The organism is Pseudomonas sp. UYEF17 (assembly GCF_040546125.1).
GTDB lineage: Bacteria > Pseudomonadota > Gammaproteobacteria > Pseudomonadales > Pseudomonadaceae > Aquipseudomonas > Aquipseudomonas putida_Z.
In genome coordinates this window covers 133,292-149,601 of the sequence record NZ_JBEPNE010000008.1, presented here as the reverse complement: position 1 = coordinate 149,601, position 16,310 = coordinate 133,292, and the positions used below count along the sequence as shown (strand labels likewise).

The window sequence follows — 16,310 nt, the reverse complement described above, 5'->3', positions numbered from 1 at the left end:
TTTTAGCAAAGCGCCTTTACCAGAGGTTTACCTTTGCCTGACGTTGCCAAGGGGTTGAACTTTAAATGAAAACGGCCCGGAACGCGTTCCGGGCCGTTTACAGGGTGTTGCTTGGAGCGGTGGCGGGCTGAAAGGTTTCGGTTGCCTGTGCCGGCCCCTTCGCGGGTAAACCCGCTCCCACAGGGATATCACAGCTTTTGAAACCTGTGCCGTACCTGTGGGAGCGGGTTTACCCGCGAAGAGGCCGGTACAGGACTCAGCCGACCTACCCCACAACCCTTACTTCAGCACAGCCAGCGCTGCGTCGTAGTTCGGCTCATCAGCGATTTCGCCAACCAGCTCGCTGTGCAGCACCTTGTCGTTTTCGTCCAGTACCACCACGGCACGGGCAGCCAGGCCGGCCAGCGGGCCATCGGCGATGGCCACGCCGTAGTTTTCGAGGAACTCGCGGCCACGCAGGGTCGACAGGTTCTTCACGTTGTCCAGGCCTTCGGCGCCGCAGAAGCGTGCCTGGGCGAACGGCAGGTCGGCGGAGATGCACAGCACCACAGTGTTGGCCACATCGTTGGCCTGGGCGTTGAACTTGCGCACGGAGGTAGCGCAGGTCGGGGTGTCGACGCTCGGGAAGATGTTCAGCACCTTGCGCTTGCCGGCGTAGTCTTTCAGCGACTTGTCAGCCAGGCCTTCACCTACCAGGGAGAAAGCCGGAGCCTGGGCGCCGGTTTTCGGCAGTTCGCCGTTGACCTGAACCGGGTTGCCTTTGAGAGTCACTTGAGCCATGACGAAATCCTTATGCGGGGTTTGAAAAGGACACTGAGTTAAGCATGAAGGCGGCCGGGTGCCTATGGGGGCAGGTGAAATTGTTCTGTTGCCGGACAATTCTTGTGGACAAAAAAATGCCCGGGTGGCAACAAGCGACCCGGGCATTACTGTTGCAGATGGCGTATCAGCCCAGCAGGCCGTATACCACCGAGGTCAGCGCAACCAGGCCGACTACCACCACGAACACGTTGGAGGCAGCACCGCTGTACTTGCGCATGGATGGCACGCGGCGAATGGCGTACATCGGCATCAGGAACAGCAGCACCGCGAGGATCGGGCCACCGAGCGACTCGATCATGCCGAGGATGCTCGGGTTGAGGGTGGCGACGATCCAGCACACCACCAGCATCAGCGCGGCAACCACGCGGTCCAGGACCTTGGCGCTCGGGCGAGCGCCAGCCTTTGTGATGATGCCTTTCAGGCCTTCGCTGGCGCCGATGTAGTGGCCGAGGAACGACTTGGCGATGGCCACGAAGGCGATCAGCGGCGCAGCGAACGCGATGGTCGGGTTGCTGAAGTGGTTGGCCAGGTACGACAGGATCGACAGGTTCTGCGCCTTGGCCTCGGCCAGCTGGGCGCTGCTCAGGGTGAGCACGCAGCTGAACACGAAGAACAGCACCATCACCACCATCAGCAGGTGGGCACGGCGCAGGATCTGGCCGCTACGCTCATCGGCATGCTCGCCGTAGCGGCGCTTCTGGTCGACGGCAAAGGCGGAGATGATCGGCGAGTGGTTGAACGAGAACACCATCACCGGAATCGCCAGCCACAAGGTGTGCAGGAAGGCCGAGGCCGGTGGCACCTGGGTGGCGCTGTCGAGAATGCCACCGGTCCAGTGCGGCACCAGGTACAGGCCCAGCAATGCCAGGGCGACGATGAACGGGTAGACCAGCAGGCTCATGACCTTGACCGTGGCCTGCTCCCCGCAGCGCACGATGGCCAGCAGGCCGAGGATCAGCACGAACGACAGGATGGCCCGTGGCGGCGGCTGCATGTGCAGCTGGTGCTCCATGAAGCTGGACACGGTGTTGGTCAGCGCCACGCTATAGATAAGCAGGATCGGGAAGATCGCGAAGAAGTACAGCACGGTGATCGAGGCGCCGGCGGTAATGCCGAAGTGTTCCTTGACCACTTCGGTGATATCGCCGTCATTGCGCCCGGAAAGGACGAAGCGGGTCAGCCCGCGGTGAGCGAAATAGGTCATCGGGAAGGCCAGTATGGCCAGGATCAGCAACGGCCAGAAGCCGCCAAGGCCGGCGTTGATCGGCAGGAACAGGGTTCCGGCGCCGATCGCTGTGCCGAACAGGCCCAGCATCCAGGTGGTGTCGTGACGCGACCAGCTGCCGAGGGTGGCGGGGGTCGATTCTGCAAAGCGTTGTTCAACGCTTGGGGCCTGCTCATTCATTCCGGGTGAAGCTCCACTCGCAAGACTGCAACAGGCTGAGAATGGCGAAATAGACGTTTCGCCCAACTCAACCGAAAAAGGGAGCGCGATTGTGCACGGAAAGGTTGCACTTGCGAAGCCCTTTTCCGAGGAGCGGTTGCACTTGTCTTTACAAGCGGGTTGTGCCGGTGGACTGCAGGAAGGATTTGGGAGGTGTAGGAGCGGCCTTGTGTCGCGAAAGGGCCGCAAAGCGGCCCCGGCAATATTCGCGGCGAAGCTGCAAACGCCGGGGGCGCTGCGCACCCCTTTCGCGACACAAGGCCGCTCCTACAAAGGCCGCACCCCACAGAAGCGGCCTTGTGCGGTGTTACTTCTGGACGGCGGCGAAGGCTTCGGCAACCCGTTGCAGGTTGGCCGGGCGCAGGCCGGACATGCATACGCGGCCGCTGTCGATCAGGTACACGCCGAACTCGTCACGCAGGCGGCGCACCTGCTCGACGCTGAAGCCGGTGTAGCTGAACATGCCGCGCTGGCGCAGGAAGAACTGGAAGTCCTGGCCTGGCAGCAGCACGGCCAGGGCATCGACCAGCGCCTGGCGCATGTCGAGGATACGTTTGCGCATCACTTCGACTTCCTCGGCCCACTGGGCATTGAGGGCGGCATCGCTGAGCACGCCAGCAACCAGCTGGGCGCCGAAGTTGGGCGGGCTGGAGTAGTTGCGGCGCACGGTAGCCTTGAGCTGGCCGAGCACGCTCTGGGCAGTGGCGTCATCGTCGCAGACCACCGACAGGCCGCCGACACGCTCGCCGTACAGCGAGAAGATCTTCGAGAACGAGTTGCTGACCAGGCACGGCACGCCGGCGCGGGCCATTTCGCGGATGGCGTAGGCGTCTTCCACCAGGCCTTCGGCGAAGCCCTGGTAGGCGATGTCGAGGAACGGGATCAGCTGGCGTGCCTTGACCACTTCAACCACCTGCTGCCACTGGTGCTGTTCCAGGTCGGCGCCGGTGGGGTTGTGGCAGCACGGGTGCAGCAGCACCACGCTGTTGGCCGGCAGAGTCTGCAGGGTGGCCAGCATGCCGTTGAAGTCCACGCCACGGGTGGCCTGGTCGAAGTACGGGTAGGTATGCACCTTGAAGCCGGCGCCTTCGAAGATGGCGCGGTGGTTGTCCCAGGTCGGGTTGCTGACCCAGACTTCGGACTGCGGGAAGTAGCGCTTGAGGAAGTCGGCACCGACCTTGAGGGCGCCGGAACCACCCACGGTCTGCACGGTGGCCACGCGCCCGCCGGTCACGGCCGGGTGATCGGCACCGAACAGCAGTGCCTGGATCGCCTGGCGGTAGCTGGCCAGGCCTTCCATCGGCAGGTACAGCGAGGCTTCGTGGTCCTGGCCGGCGATGCGTTTTTCCACCGCATCCACAGCCGCCAGTTGCGGCACCACGCCGGCCTCATCGTAGTACAGGCCGATACTCAGGTTGACCTTGTCGGCGCGCGGGTCGGCCTTGAAGGTTTCCATCAACGAGAGGATCGGGTCGCCGGCATAGGCATCGACATGTTTGAACACAGCGTGCAGCTCCTTGGATCAGGACAGTTCGAAAAGGCAGCCCTGAGCATACCCGGAGTGCGGGCTCAGGAACATCAACTATTGTGCAAGGTTGTCTATGCAACATTGCATGGCTGAGGATTGGTGCAGGCAGTGAGGGCCTCATCGCCGGCAAGCCAGCTCCCACAGGTACACCACAGGCCTTGAGGTTTGTGGTGTACCTGTGGGAGCTGGCTTGCCGGCGATAGGGCCAGGTCAGCCAAGCAACTCTTTCAGGCCTTGCAACTCCTGCTCGGTCACCGCCACCCCCTCCTCCTCGGCCACCTCGCGCTCGCGGTAACGCCGCTCGCCCGGCATGCGCGTCAGCCCTACCGCCTGCATCTGCTCGACCAGTTCGCGGCTGCGCTGGGCAAACCGCTCGCCCTCGGCCTTGTTCGGGTCGATGACGATGATCAGCTGCCCGGTCCACGGCGTCTTCGCCCCCGGGTGCCCCGACCAGTCGAACTCCCAGGAGAAATGCCCGCCGGTCAGCGCCGCCGCCAGCAACTCGACCATCATCGACAAGGCCGAGCCCTTGTGCCCGCCAAATGGCAGCAAGGCGCCGCCTTCCAGAATCGCCTTGGGGTCGGTGGTCGGCTCACCATTGGCATCCACCCCCATGCCCTCCGGCAATTGCTGGCCAGCGCGCGCGGCAATCTGCACGTCGCCATGGGCCATGGCACTGGTGGCCATGTCGAAGACGATCGGGTCATGTTCGGCGCAAGGTGCGGCAAAGGCGATGGGGTTGGTGCCGAACAGCGGCTTGCGGGCGCCGTGCGGCACCACGCAGGTCATGCTGTTGACCACGCTCAGGGCTACCAGGCCTTCGTCGGCGAATGGCTCCACATCGGGCCACAGCGCGGCGAAGTGGTGCGAGTTGTGGATCGCCAGCACGGCGATACCAGCGTTGCGTGCCTTCGCCACCAGAAGTTCACGGGCCGCCGCCAGCGCCGGCTGGGCGAAGCCGCCTGCGGCATCGACGCGCACATAACCGGGCGCCACGTCGCTGACCTTCGGCGTGGCCTGGCCATCGACCCAGCCGCTGGCCAATGTCGAAACATAGCCAGGCATGCGGAACACCCCATGGCTATGGGCACCATCGCGCTGGGCGCTGGCGCAGTTGTGGGCCAGCACCCGGGCCACGCTTTCGCTGCAGCCATGGCGCTGGAAGATGCTCTGCAACAGGCCCTGCAGCTCGGTAAAAGGCACACGCACGACGGTGCTGGTGGAAGGTGCGGACATCTGAAGCTCCTTGTTGGAATTGGAATGGCTACAGCGTTGCAACGACAAAAACTTTCCTGCATGTGACAGCTATCTGTCAAATGTTGACTTGATGACAGAAAACAGCCATTTTCTTTCGCAAGCCTTACCCCTGGAGCCGCAGCATGAGCCAACTGATCAAGCAACGCCTGGAAAACAGCCTCGAAGGGGCCGCTGCTTCGGGCCGCAAGATCGCCAGCTACATGCTCGCCAACCTGCATGAACTGCCGTTTCAGACCTCGGCCAGCATTGCCGTCAAGCTGGGCGTCAGCGAATCCAGCGTCGGCCGTTTCTGCCGCTCATTGGGTTATGCCCATCTCAAGGCGTTGAAGCAAGACCTGCAGAACGACCTGGGCGATGGCCCGTGGCTGGTGGGCGACCGCCTGCAAGATTACCGCCAGAACCAGGACGCCAGCGACAACGCCGGCAGCCTGGAGCTGGAAATCGCTGCCCTGGTGCGCGTGCACGAGTATCGCCAGAGCAGCGCCTGGCACAGCGTCGCCCAGCGCCTGGCAAGCAAGCAGCGGGTGTTCATCGCCGGCTTCCAGACCGAGCGCGGCATCGCCATGTGCATGAGCCACCTGCTGCAGTACCTGCGCGATGGCGTGCAGCTGGTGGATATGAGTGCCGGGCACTTTGGCGAAGTATTGCTGGGCCGCGCCGAAGACAGCGCCCTGGTGGTGTTCGAAGCCCGCCGTTATTCCCGCCATGCCCTGCTGTTGTGCCAGAAGGCACGCGAGGCTGGCATTGCGGTCACCCTGGTGACCGACCCCTTCTGTGACTGGGCCGATGCCAACGCCGACGAGGTGTTCCGCATCCCCACCGAGTTCAACCTGTTCTGGGAGTCCACCTCGACCATGCTGTCGTGGGTGCACCTGATGGTCAACGAGGTCTGCAAGAAGCTCGGGCCGGATGTTGAAAAACGCTTGGAAGCAACTGCCGCTCTACATAACGAATTCGTCGGCTACACCTCGTGGTCGACGGGAAAACAATAATAGCAAGAGTGCAATGAGGTGCGAGATGAACAAGACCATGGCCTTGGTGGGTGCGTGCGCCCTGCTGCTGTCGGGTGCCGCCAGTGCCGAAACCCTGCGCTTCGCCACCGAGGGCGCCTACCCGCCCTTCAACTATGTCGACGCCAATAACCAGTTGCACGGCTTCGACGTCGACATCACCCATGCCCTGTGCGAGCAGATGAAAGTCGAGTGCACGCTGGTGGCCCAGGACTGGGAAGGCATCATCCCGGCGCTGATGGCACGCAAGTACGACGCGGTGGTCGCGTCGATGATCAATACCGAAGAACGGCGCAAGAAAATCGCCTTCACCGACCACTACTACCGCACCCCGCTGACCGTCGCCGTGGCCAAGGACAGCAAGATCAGCGACGCCCAGACCAACTTCGACGGCTACACCGTTGGCGCCCAGTCGTCGTCCACCCAGGCCATCTACGCCGAAGACGTCTACGCCAAGGCCGGTGCCGACGTGAAACTGTACCCGACCATGGACGAAGCCAACGCCGACCTGGCCGCGGGCCGCCTGGACGGGGTGATTGCCGACAAATTCCCACTGAACGAGTGGATGACCAAGAACGGCGGGGACTGCTGCAAGATCCTCGGCGACGTGGCCAACACCAAGGCCGATGCCGCCATTGCCGTGCGTAAGGACGACGAAGCCCTGCGCCAGCGCCTGAACACCGCGCTGCAGCAGATCGTCGCCAACGGCACCTACCAGAAGATCGCCAGCAAGTACTTCGCTTTCGATATCTACAACTGATCTTCAGGAAACTGCGCAATTTCTGTAGGAGCGGCCTTGTGTCGCGACAGGGCCGCAAGGCGGCCCCGGCAATCCCTGCTGCGGCATAGATCCTGGGGCTGCTCCGCAGCCCTTTCGCGACACAAGGCCGCTCCTACAAAAAGTCCGCGTTGCCCATCCTAGGGGTTCGTCATGCTCGATCAATTATCCTTGCTGTCCTTCGCCAGTGGAGGCTGGGGCCAGGCGCTGCTGGCCGGCGCGCTGGTCACCGTTTCCCTGGCCCTGGCCTGCCTGCCCATCGGCCTGCCGCTGGGCCTGGTGGTCGCCCTTGCAGCACGCTCGCGCAAGCGCTTGCCGCGCGCCTGGGCCACCACCTTCTCCACCGTGTTCCGTGGCCTGCCCGAACTGCTGACGCTGCTGATCATCTATTACGGCTGCCAGATCGCCGCACAGAAGATCCTCGCAGCCATGGGCTACCAAGGTGAGTTCCTGATCAATACCTTCCTCGCCGCAATGATCGCCTTCAGCCTGGTATTCGCCGCGTTCTCCAGCGAGATCTGGCTGGCAGCCTTCAAGACCCTGCCCAAGGGCCAGCTGGAAGCCTGCTCGGCACTGGGCCTGAGCAAGCGCACCGGCTTCTTCAAGGTGCTGCTGCCGCAATTGACCCGCATCGCCCTGCCCGGCCTGTCCAACAACTGGCTGTCGCTGCTCAAGGACACCTCGCTGGTCTCCACCATCTCGCTGGTCGACCTGATGCGCCAGACCAACCTGGCTGTCAGCGTGACCAAAGAGCCGATGTTCTTCTATGGCGTGGCCTGCCTGGGCTACCTGCTGTTCGCCGCCATTTCCGGGCGCGTGTTCGCCTTCATCGAACGGCGCAGCAACCGCCACCTGCAAGGAGCACGCGCATGAGCTTCGAACAACTGCTGGCGCTGGTCCTCGACCCCGACCTGCTGGACCGCTACGGCCCGCGCTTCCTCGATGGCCTGCTGGTAACGGCCAAGCTGGTGGCGATTTCCTTCAGCCTGGGTGCCGTGCTCGGCCTGTTGCTGGCCCTGGCGCGCATGTCGCGCAGCCTGCTGCTGCAGCGCATGGCCGCCGGCTACGTGTACTTCTTCCGCGGCTCGCCGCTGCTGGCCCAGCTGTTCCTTCTGTACTACGGCCTGGGTTCGCTCAAAGGCTTCTGGCAGGACGTCGGCCTGTGGTGGTTCTTCCGCGAGGCGTGGTTCTGCACCCTGCTGGCGTTCACCCTGAACACCGCCGCCTACCAGGCCGAGATCTTCCGCGGCAGCCTGATGGCCGTCGCCCCCGGCCAGCATGAGGCGGCGCGGGCGCTGAACCTGAAGCGCTCGACCACCTTCTTCAAGGTGATCCTGCCGCAGTCGCTGCTGGTGGCCATCGGCCCGCTGGGCAACGAACTGATCCTGATGATCAAGGCCAGCGCGATCGCCTCGCTGGTGACCATCTACGACCTGATGGGCGTGACCAAACTGGCCTTCTCGCGCAGTTTCGATTTCCAGATCTACCTGTGGGCCGCCGTGCTCTACCTGCTGATCGTCGAACTGGTGCGGCGCCTGCTGAAACACCTGGAAGCCCGCCTGGGCCGCCACCTGAACTGACCGAAGGATACGTTCCATGCATTGCCAGACCCTTGTCCTCGGCGCCGGCATCGTCGGCGTCAGCACCGCCCTGCACCTGCAGGCCCGCGGGCGCCAGGTGATCCTGATCGACCGCGACGAACCGGGCAGCGGCACCAGCCACGGCAATGCCGGGCTGATCGAGCGCTCCAGCGTGATCCCCTATGCCTTCCCGCGGCAACTGGGCGCGCTGCTGCGCTACGGCCTGAACCGCCAGCCCGATGTGCGCTACAGCCTGCTGCACCTGCCCAAGGCCGCCCCCTGGCTGTGGCGCTACTGGCGCCAGTCGGCCCCCGGTCGCCTGGCCGGGGCCGCCGCCGACATGCTGCCGCTGGTGCAGCGCTGCGTCGAGGAGCACGACGCACTGATCGCTGCCGCCGGCCTGGAAGGGCTGGTGCAGGCCAAAGGCTGGATCGAAGTGTTCCGTGACCCGGCGCTGTTCGAGCAGGCCAAGGCCGACGCCAAGGGCCTGAGCCGCTATGGCCTGCAGTTCGAAATCCTCGAATGCGGGCAGTTGCAGGCCCGCGAGCACCAGCTGGACGCCAGCGTGGTTGGCGGCATCCACTGGCTCGACCCCAAGACCGTGAACAACCCCGGCGCCCTCACCCGCGGCTACGCCACCCTGTTCACGCAGCGCGGCGGGCAGTTCCTGCATGGAGATGCGCGCAGCCTGCGCCAGGTCGACGGCCAATGGCGGGTCGACAGCCGCCGCGGCCCGATCACCGCCAACGAGGTGGTGGCCTGCCTCGGCCCGCAGTCGGCCGACCTGTTCAGCGGCCTGGGCTACCAGATCCCGCTGGCGATCAAGCGTGGCTACCACATGCACTACAGCACCCGTGACGGCGCGCAACTGGAGCATTCCATCTGCGACACCCAGGGCGGCTACGTGCTGGCGCCAATGGCCCGCGGCGTGCGCCTGACCACCGGTATCGAGTTCGACGCCAGCAGCGCGCCGGGCAATCAGATCCAGCTGGGCCGCTGCGAAGCCCTGGCGCGCAAGCTGTTCCCGGCCCTTGGCGAGCGCCTGGACGACACCCCCTGGCTGGGCCGCCGCCCCTGCCTGCCCGACATGCGCCCGGTGATCGGCCCGGCGCCGCGCCACCCGGGGCTGTGGTTCAACTTCGGCCACGCCCACCACGGCCTCACCCTGGGCCCGGTCAGCGGCCGGCTGGTGGCCGAACTGGTCACCGGCGAACGCCCCTTCACCGACCCCGCGCCCTACAGCGCGACTCGTTTCGACTGAACCCCTGCGGGAGAACAACAAGATGACCGCACCACTGAGCCTTGCCACCCTTGCACCCGAACCCGACCCACGCCCGGTGCTGATCCGCATCGAAGGCCTGAACAAGCACTACGGCGCGTTCCACGTGCTGCGCGACATCGACCTGCAGGTGCGCGAAGGCGAACGCATCGTGCTGTGCGGGCCGTCCGGCTCGGGCAAATCGACCCTGATCCGCTGCATCAACCGCCTGGAAGTGGCCCAGCAGGGCAGCATCAAGGTGGATGGCATCGACCTGGCGGCCACCACCCGCGAAGCGGCGCAGGTGCGCAGCGACATCGGCATGGTGTTCCAGCACTTCAACCTGTTCCCGCACATGAGCGTGCTCGACAACTGCCTGCTGGCCCCCACCAGCGTGCGCGGGTTGTCGCGCAAGGACGCCGAGGAGCGGGCGCGCATGTACCTGAGCAAGGTCGGCATCGAAAGCCAGGCGCACAAGTACCCCAGCCAGCTGTCCGGCGGCCAGCAGCAGCGCGTGGCGATTGCCCGGGCGCTGTGCATGAAGCCGCGGATCATGCTATTCGACGAGCCCACCTCGGCGCTGGACCCGGAGATGGTCGCCGAGGTGCTGGATGTGCTGGTGCAGCTGGCTGGCACTGGCATGACCATGCTTTGCGTCACCCATGAAATGGGCTTTGCCCGCCAGGTGGCCGAGCGGGTGCTGTTCCTCGAGGGTGGGCAGATCATCGAAGACAGCCCGCCGCAGGTGTTCTTCAACCAGCCGCGTACCGAGCGGGCCAAGGGGTTCCTGGCGCAGATACTGCACTGATTGAAAATGATGAAAGCTGGCGCGATATCTGTGTAGGAGCGGCCTTGTGTCGCGAAAGGGCTGCGCAGCAGCCCCAGGGTTTCAGCGCAGGTGCACAAATTGCCGGGGCTGCTTTGCAGCCCTTTCGCGACACAAGGCCGCTCCTACAGGTTCCGCGTGAGCCGAAGGAGTGAGCGACTCTGCCGGCCCTTCATTGCACCGCTGCAAAGACCCAACTGCATCGTTAAATATTATTGACCTTAACCCCCGCCAAACCCACGCCACCACAGGCCCGCATCGGTTTCAGCCCCCAAAAACCGGCGCATTCCCGGCCATCAAGCCCTGCTCCGTCGTTTGACATATCGAACGGCTCTGGCAAGCTATCTACAAGCCCCGACCGGAATCGTCGCCTCCGACGAGCCGGCAGTGCTCGGGGCTACAGGTTGCACCCATGGCCCCGCGCCGTGCACCTGCACAACAACGACAGGCCGAACCTGTCCCAAGGTGACATATGTCCAACAGCAACATTGGCAACAAGCAACCCTCCCTGCGCAAACCCGTCGTCCTGATGACCATGGGCAGCCAAGAGCGCAAAGGCCATGACTACCAGGTCATGACCCACAAATACATCACCCCGCTGGTCGAGTTTTCCGATTGCGTCCCGGTGCTGGTGCCCACCTGCTGCGGCATCGAAGACCTCGAGACCTATCTGGACATGGCCGACGGCGTGTACCTGACCGGCGCCGGCAGCAACATCGACCCGGCCCTGTACGGCCAGGAGAACGAGACCCCCGGCAAAGGCCAGGACCAGAACCGCGACCTGTTCGACATCCCGCTGGTCAAGGCCGCGATCAAGCGTGGCCTGCCGATCTTCGGCATCTGCCGTGGCATGCAGGAAATCAACGTGGCCCTGGGGGGCGACATCTACCAGAAGGTGTACGCCGAGCCTGGCTTCAACGACCACCGGGAAAACCCGGAAGACCCGGTCGAGGTGCAATACGCCCAGGTGCACGGCGTGAAGATCAAGCCGGACAGCTGGCTGCGCGACACCCTGGGTACCGACGAGATTCGCGTCAACTCGCTGCATGGCCAAGGCCTGCACAAGCTCGGCGCCGGCATCGAGGCCATCGCCCACGCCGAAGACGGCCTGGTCGAGGCGATCCATGCCCCGAGCATCTCGCCGTTCCTGTTCGCCGTGCAGTGGCACCCGGAGTGGCAAGCGGCGAAGAACCCGGATTCGATCAAGATCTTCCAGGCTTTCGGCGACGCTTGCCGGGCCCAGGTACGCAAGGCGCAGATCAAGCGCCAGCAAGCTGCCTGACCCCAGTTTCCTCTGCTTTGATCGCGGGGCGGCGCAAGGCCGCCCCCGTTTTCCCCGGTCACCCTCTGCTGGTCCCAGAACACTTCCCGTGGAAACGGGCGGCGGGCTTGTGCCTGTCTCCGCGATCGTTTTTTCCTGCCCCTCCAGAGATACGATGACTGATCGCGATTGGTCTGCCATCTGCGTCTCGTGCATCTGTTGTTGTCGCCTGTTCTGGCCTCTTCGCGGGTAAACCCGCTCCTACAGGGATCTCCGCAAATTTCAAGCGCGACGCGGTCCCTGTGGGAGCGGGTTTACCCGCGAAGAGGCCGGCACAGGCAATAACATTCCTTCCGCCCCTCCACAAAAAAATCTCTCAAGGGGACTAGTCATCGTACAAGTTGTACGATAACTTACCTCCAACGCAAAACAACACCCTTCACCCAAGCGCCACAGGATGCCAACAACAATGACTCCACAAGAACTCAAATCCATCCTCTCCCACGGCCTGCTGTCTTTCCCGGTCACCGACTTCAACGCCCAGGGCGACTTCAACCCGGCTGGCTACGTCAAGCGCCTGGAATGGCTGGCCCCGTACGGCGCCAGCGCCCTGTTCGCCGCCGGCGGCACCGGTGAGTTCTTCTCCCTGGCTGCCAGCGAATACAGCCAGGTAATCAAGACCGCCGTCGACACCTGCGCCAAGTCGGTACCTATCCTCGCCGGCGTCGGCGGCTCCACCCGCCAGGCCATCGAATACGCGCAAGAAGCCGAGCGCCTGGGTGCCAAGGGCCTGCTGCTGCTGCCGCACTACCTGACCGAAGCCAGCCAGGAAGGTGTCGCCGCCCACGTCGAAGCAGTGTGCAAATCGGTAAACATCGGCGTAGTCGTCTACAACCGCAACGTCTGCCGCCTGAACGCCGACCTGCTGGAAAAACTGGCCGAACGCTGCCCGAACCTGATCGGCTACAAGGACGGCCTGGGTGACATCGAGCTGATGGTGTCGATCCGTCGCCGCCTGGGCGACCGCTTCAGCTACCTGGGTGGCCTGCCGACCGCCGAGGTGTATGCTGCTGCCTACAAGGCCCTGGGCGTGCCGGTGTACTCCTCCGCCGTGTTCAACTTCGTGCCGAAGACCGCCATGGACTTCTACAACGCCATCGCCCGTGACGACCACGCCACCGTGGCCAAGCTGATCGACGACTTCTTCCTGCCGTACCTGGACATCCGCAACCGCAAGGCCGGCTATGCCGTGAGCATCGTCAAGGCTGGCGCCAGGATCGCCGGTTACGACGCCGGCCCGGTGCGTACTCCGCTTACCGACCTCACCGCCGACGAGTACGAAAAACTCGCCGCGCTGATGGACAAGATGGGCCCGCAGTAAGCGCCGCCCGCGGCCTGCCAGATGCCGCGCCCGGAGTGGGCCAGCCCCACTCCGGTTACAATTCGTGAGCCCGCACAAAAATAACTAGTGGGAGTACTACCAGCATGCAAGCGACGAAGAAGACGCATGTGCGCTACCTGATCCTGTTCATGCTGTTCCTGGTGACCACGATCAACTACGCTGACCGCGCCACCATTGCAATCGCGGGCTCCAGCCTGCAGAAAGACCTCGGCATCGATGCCGTGACCCTCGGCTACATCTTCTCCGCCTTCGGATGGGCATACGTGGCTGGCCAGATTCCTGGTGGCTGGCTGCTCGACCGCTTCGGTTCCAAGAACGTCTACGCCTTCAGCATCTTCACCTGGTCGCTGTTCACCCTGCTGCAGGGCTTTGTCGGTGGCCTGCCGGTGGCCTGGGCGGTGGTGACGCTGTTCACCCTGCGCTTTTTGGTCGGTTTTGCCGAAGCCCCGTCGTTCCCGGGCAATGCGCGCATCGTCGCGGCCTGGTTCCCGACCCAGGAACGCGGCACCGCCTCGGCCATCTTCAACTCGGCGCAGTACTTCGCCACCGCACTGTTCGCACCGATCATGGGCTGGATCGTGTTCAGCTTCGGCTGGGAGCACGTGTTCGTGGTCATGGGCGCACTGGGCATCGTGTTCTCCATGGTGTGGCTGAAGACCATCTACAACCCGCGCCAACACCCACGCATCAGCCCGGGTGAACTCGAGCACATCGAGCAGAACGGCGGCCTGGTGGACATGGACCAGAAGCGCGGCAACGACGGCCCGAAATGGGGCTACATCAAGCAACTGCTGACCAGCCGCATGCTGCTGGGCGTGTATCTGGGCCAGTACTGCATCAATGCCATCACCTACTTCTTCCTCACCTGGTTCCCGGTGTACCTGGTGCAGGAGCGCGGCATGACCATCCTCAAGGCCGGCTTCATCGCCTCGCTGCCGGCGGTCTGCGGCTTCATAGGTGGTGTGCTGGGCGGGGTGATCTCCGACTGGCTGCTGCGCCGCGGCAACTCGCTGACCTTCTCGCGCAAGCTGCCGATCGTCTGCGGCCTGCTGCTGTCGACCACCATGGTGTTCTGCAACTACGTCGACGCCGAGTGGATGGTGGTCGGTTTCATGACCCTGGCGTTCTTCGGCAAAGGCATCGGCGCACTGGGCTGGGCGGTAGTCGCCGACACCTCGCCGAAACAGATCGCCGGGCTGTCGGGCGGGCTGTTCAACACCTTCGGCAACATCGCCTCGATCACCACGCCGATCGTGATCGGCTACATCATCAGTGCCACCGGCTCGTTCAAGTGGGCCCTGGTGTATGTCGGCGCCAACGCCCTGGTGGCGGTGTTCAGCTACCTGGTGATCGTCGGCCCGATCAAGCGCATCGAGCTGCGTGAAAGCCCAAAGCCTGACGCCGAGCCAGCGGCCGGCAGCGAACTGGCCGGCTCGCGCCACTGAGTGAACACGCCCGCGTCGGCCAACCCGCCGCGGGCGGATGTACAAAAGCCTGAGAACCTGACAAGTAGGGCCCGAACATGCAGTTGATCGAACATTCCGACTCGCCCCGCTACGTCCGCCTGCACGACGACGACAATGTCGTGGTGGTGGTCAACGATGGCGGCCTGGGCGAAGGCGCCCGCTTCGCCGACGGCCTGACCCTGGTCGAAGGCGTGCCACAGAGCCACAAGGTGGCCACCGTAGCCATCGCCAAGGGCGAACCGGTGCGCCGCTACGGGCAGATCATAGGCTACGCGCTGGAAGACCTGCGCCAGGGCAGCTGGGTGCAGGAGAGCCAGCTGGCCATGCCGGCCGCGCCGGAGCTGGACAGCCTGCCACGCTGCGACGCCGTCCCGCAGCCGCTGCCGCCGCTCGAAGGCTTCACCTTCGAAGGCTACCGCAACGCCGACGGCACCGTCGGCACCCGCAACATCCTCGGCATCACCACCACCGTGCAGTGCGTGGCCGGCGTGCTGGAGCATGCGGTAAAGCGCATTCGCAGCGAGTTGCTGCCCAAGTACCCCAATGTCGATGACGTGGTGGCCATCACCCACAGCTATGGTTGCGGCGTGGCGATCAACGCGCGCGATGCCTACATCCCGATCCGCACGGTGCGCAACCTGGCGCGCAACCCCAACCTGGGCGGCGAGGCCCTGGTCATCAGCCTGGGCTGCGAAAAGCTGCAGGCCGGCCAGGTGATGCACGACAACGACCCGTCGGTGGACCTCAGCGACCCGTGGCTGTACCGCCTGCAGGACGCCAGCCTGGGCTTTGTGGAAATGATCGAACAGATCATGGAACTGGCCGAGACCCGCCTGAAGAAACTCGACCAGCGCCGCCGCGAAAGCGTGCCGGCCAGCGAACTGATCCTGGGTATGCAGTGCGGGGGCAGCGATGCCTTCTCGGGCATCACCGCCAACCCGGCGCTGGGCTACGCCGCCGACCTGCTGGTACGCGCTGGCGCCACCGTGCTGTTCTCGGAAGTGACCGAAGTGCGCGACGCCATCTACATGCTCACCTCACGGGCGGAAAACCAGGAGGTCGCAGACGCCCTGGTGCGCGAAATGGACTGGTACGACCGCTACCTGCAGCAAGGCGCCGCCGACCGCAGCGCCAACACCACGCCGGGCAACAAGAAAGGCGGCTTGTCGAATATCGTCGAGAAGTCCCTGGGGTCGATCGTCAAGTCCGGTAGCGGCGCCATTCAGGGCGTGCTCGGCCCGGGCGAGCGGGTCAACCGCAAAGGCCTGATCTTCTGCGCCACCCCGGCCAGCGACTTTGTCTGCGGCACCCTGCAACTGGCTGCCGGCATGAACCTGCATGTGTTCACCACCGGCCGCGGCACCCCGTACGGCCTGGCCATGGCGCCAGTGGTAAAGGTATGCACCCGCAGCGAGCTGGCCCAGCGCTGGCCCGACCTGATCGACATCGACGCCGGGCGCATCGCCAGCGGCCGCTCGACCATCGAGGAGCTGGGCTGGGAGCTGTTCCACTACTACCTGGACGTGGCCAGCGGCCGCAAGCAGACCTGGGCCGAACAGCATCGCCTGCACAACGACATCACCCTGTTCAACCCGGCACCGATTACCTGATGACCAGGGCTTGCCCGACTCAACATTGCAACGCGGTCCCTGTGGGAGCGGGTTCACCCGCGAACACC

General features: G+C 64.3%; 14 protein-coding genes. 10 read left to right on the top strand and 4 right to left on the bottom strand.

The window, feature by feature from the left end; genetic code table 11:
* Positions 1 to 279: 279 nt before the first annotated feature.
* The 4 genes from tpx to ABIB24_RS15000 form a co-directional block, all read right to left on the bottom strand.
* Positions 280 to 780 (bottom strand): thiol peroxidase, encoded by a 501-nt coding sequence (gene tpx / locus ABIB24_RS15015; protein ID WP_025338839.1) that lies wholly within the window; start codon positions 778 to 780, stop codon positions 280 to 282.
* Between the two features lie 166 nt (positions 781 to 946).
* Complete coding sequence (locus ABIB24_RS15010; RefSeq protein ID WP_085591525.1) at positions 947 to 2,227, bottom strand: serine/threonine transporter; 1,281 nt, start codon at positions 2,225 to 2,227, stop codon at positions 947 to 949.
* Between the two features lie 346 nt (positions 2,228 to 2,573).
* Entirely contained in the window at positions 2,574 to 3,770 is a 1,197-nt protein-coding gene (locus ABIB24_RS15005; protein WP_354316814.1) for an amino acid aminotransferase, read from the bottom strand.
* Between the two features lie 234 nt (positions 3,771 to 4,004).
* Complete coding sequence (locus ABIB24_RS15000; protein WP_354316812.1) at positions 4,005 to 5,030, bottom strand: Ldh family oxidoreductase; 1,026 nt, start codon at positions 5,028 to 5,030, stop codon at positions 4,005 to 4,007.
* Positions 5,031 to 5,173: 143 nt separating this feature from the next.
* Here ABIB24_RS15000 and ABIB24_RS14995 point away from each other — a divergent pair, with 143 nt between their 5' ends.
* From ABIB24_RS14995 to garD, 10 genes are all read left to right on the top strand, one after another.
* On the top strand, positions 5,174 to 6,043 hold the full coding sequence (locus ABIB24_RS14995; RefSeq protein WP_354316810.1) for a MurR/RpiR family transcriptional regulator: 870 nt from the start codon (positions 5,174 to 5,176) through the stop codon (positions 6,041 to 6,043).
* A gap of 25 nt (positions 6,044 to 6,068) precedes the next feature.
* Positions 6,069 to 6,821 (top strand): transporter substrate-binding domain-containing protein, encoded by a 753-nt coding sequence (locus tag ABIB24_RS14990; RefSeq protein WP_025338834.1) that lies wholly within the window; start codon positions 6,069 to 6,071, stop codon positions 6,819 to 6,821.
* Between the two features lie 171 nt (positions 6,822 to 6,992).
* Positions 6,993 to 7,712, top strand: coding sequence for an ABC transporter permease (locus ABIB24_RS14985; protein ID WP_004376260.1), 720 nt, complete (start codon positions 6,993 to 6,995; stop codon positions 7,710 to 7,712).
* Positions 7,709 to 8,419 carry an ABC transporter permease gene (locus ABIB24_RS14980; RefSeq protein ID WP_025338833.1) on the top strand — a complete coding sequence of 237 codons (711 nt, stop codon included), beginning with the start codon at positions 7,709 to 7,711 and terminating at the stop codon, positions 8,417 to 8,419. Before ABIB24_RS14985 ends, ABIB24_RS14980 begins: the two co-directional genes overlap by 4 nt.
* 16 nt (positions 8,420 to 8,435) lie before the next feature.
* A complete protein-coding gene (locus ABIB24_RS14975; protein WP_025338832.1) occupies positions 8,436 to 9,680 on the top strand; it encodes an NAD(P)/FAD-dependent oxidoreductase in 1,245 nt (414 codons plus the stop codon).
* 22 nt (positions 9,681 to 9,702) lie between these two features.
* Positions 9,703 to 10,485: an amino acid ABC transporter ATP-binding protein gene (locus ABIB24_RS14970; protein WP_013972988.1), complete on the top strand. Its 783-nt coding sequence runs from the start codon at positions 9,703 to 9,705 to the stop codon at positions 10,483 to 10,485.
* Between the two features lie 490 nt (positions 10,486 to 10,975).
* Positions 10,976 to 11,785 carry a gamma-glutamyl-gamma-aminobutyrate hydrolase family protein gene (locus ABIB24_RS14965; RefSeq protein ID WP_085591542.1) on the top strand — a complete coding sequence of 270 codons (810 nt, stop codon included), beginning with the start codon at positions 10,976 to 10,978 and terminating at the stop codon, positions 11,783 to 11,785.
* Positions 11,786 to 12,233: 448 nt separating this feature from the next.
* A complete protein-coding gene (kdgD, locus tag ABIB24_RS14960; protein WP_025338830.1) occupies positions 12,234 to 13,145 on the top strand; it encodes a 5-dehydro-4-deoxyglucarate dehydratase in 912 nt (303 codons plus the stop codon).
* A gap of 104 nt (positions 13,146 to 13,249) precedes the next feature.
* Positions 13,250 to 14,611: an MFS transporter gene (locus ABIB24_RS14955; RefSeq protein WP_015270698.1), complete on the top strand. Its 1,362-nt coding sequence runs from the start codon at positions 13,250 to 13,252 to the stop codon at positions 14,609 to 14,611.
* Between the two features lie 77 nt (positions 14,612 to 14,688).
* Positions 14,689 to 16,242 carry a galactarate dehydratase gene (garD, locus tag ABIB24_RS14950; RefSeq protein ID WP_025338828.1) on the top strand — a complete coding sequence of 518 codons (1,554 nt, stop codon included), beginning with the start codon at positions 14,689 to 14,691 and terminating at the stop codon, positions 16,240 to 16,242.
* The last annotated feature ends 68 nt before the right edge of the window (positions 16,243 to 16,310 follow it).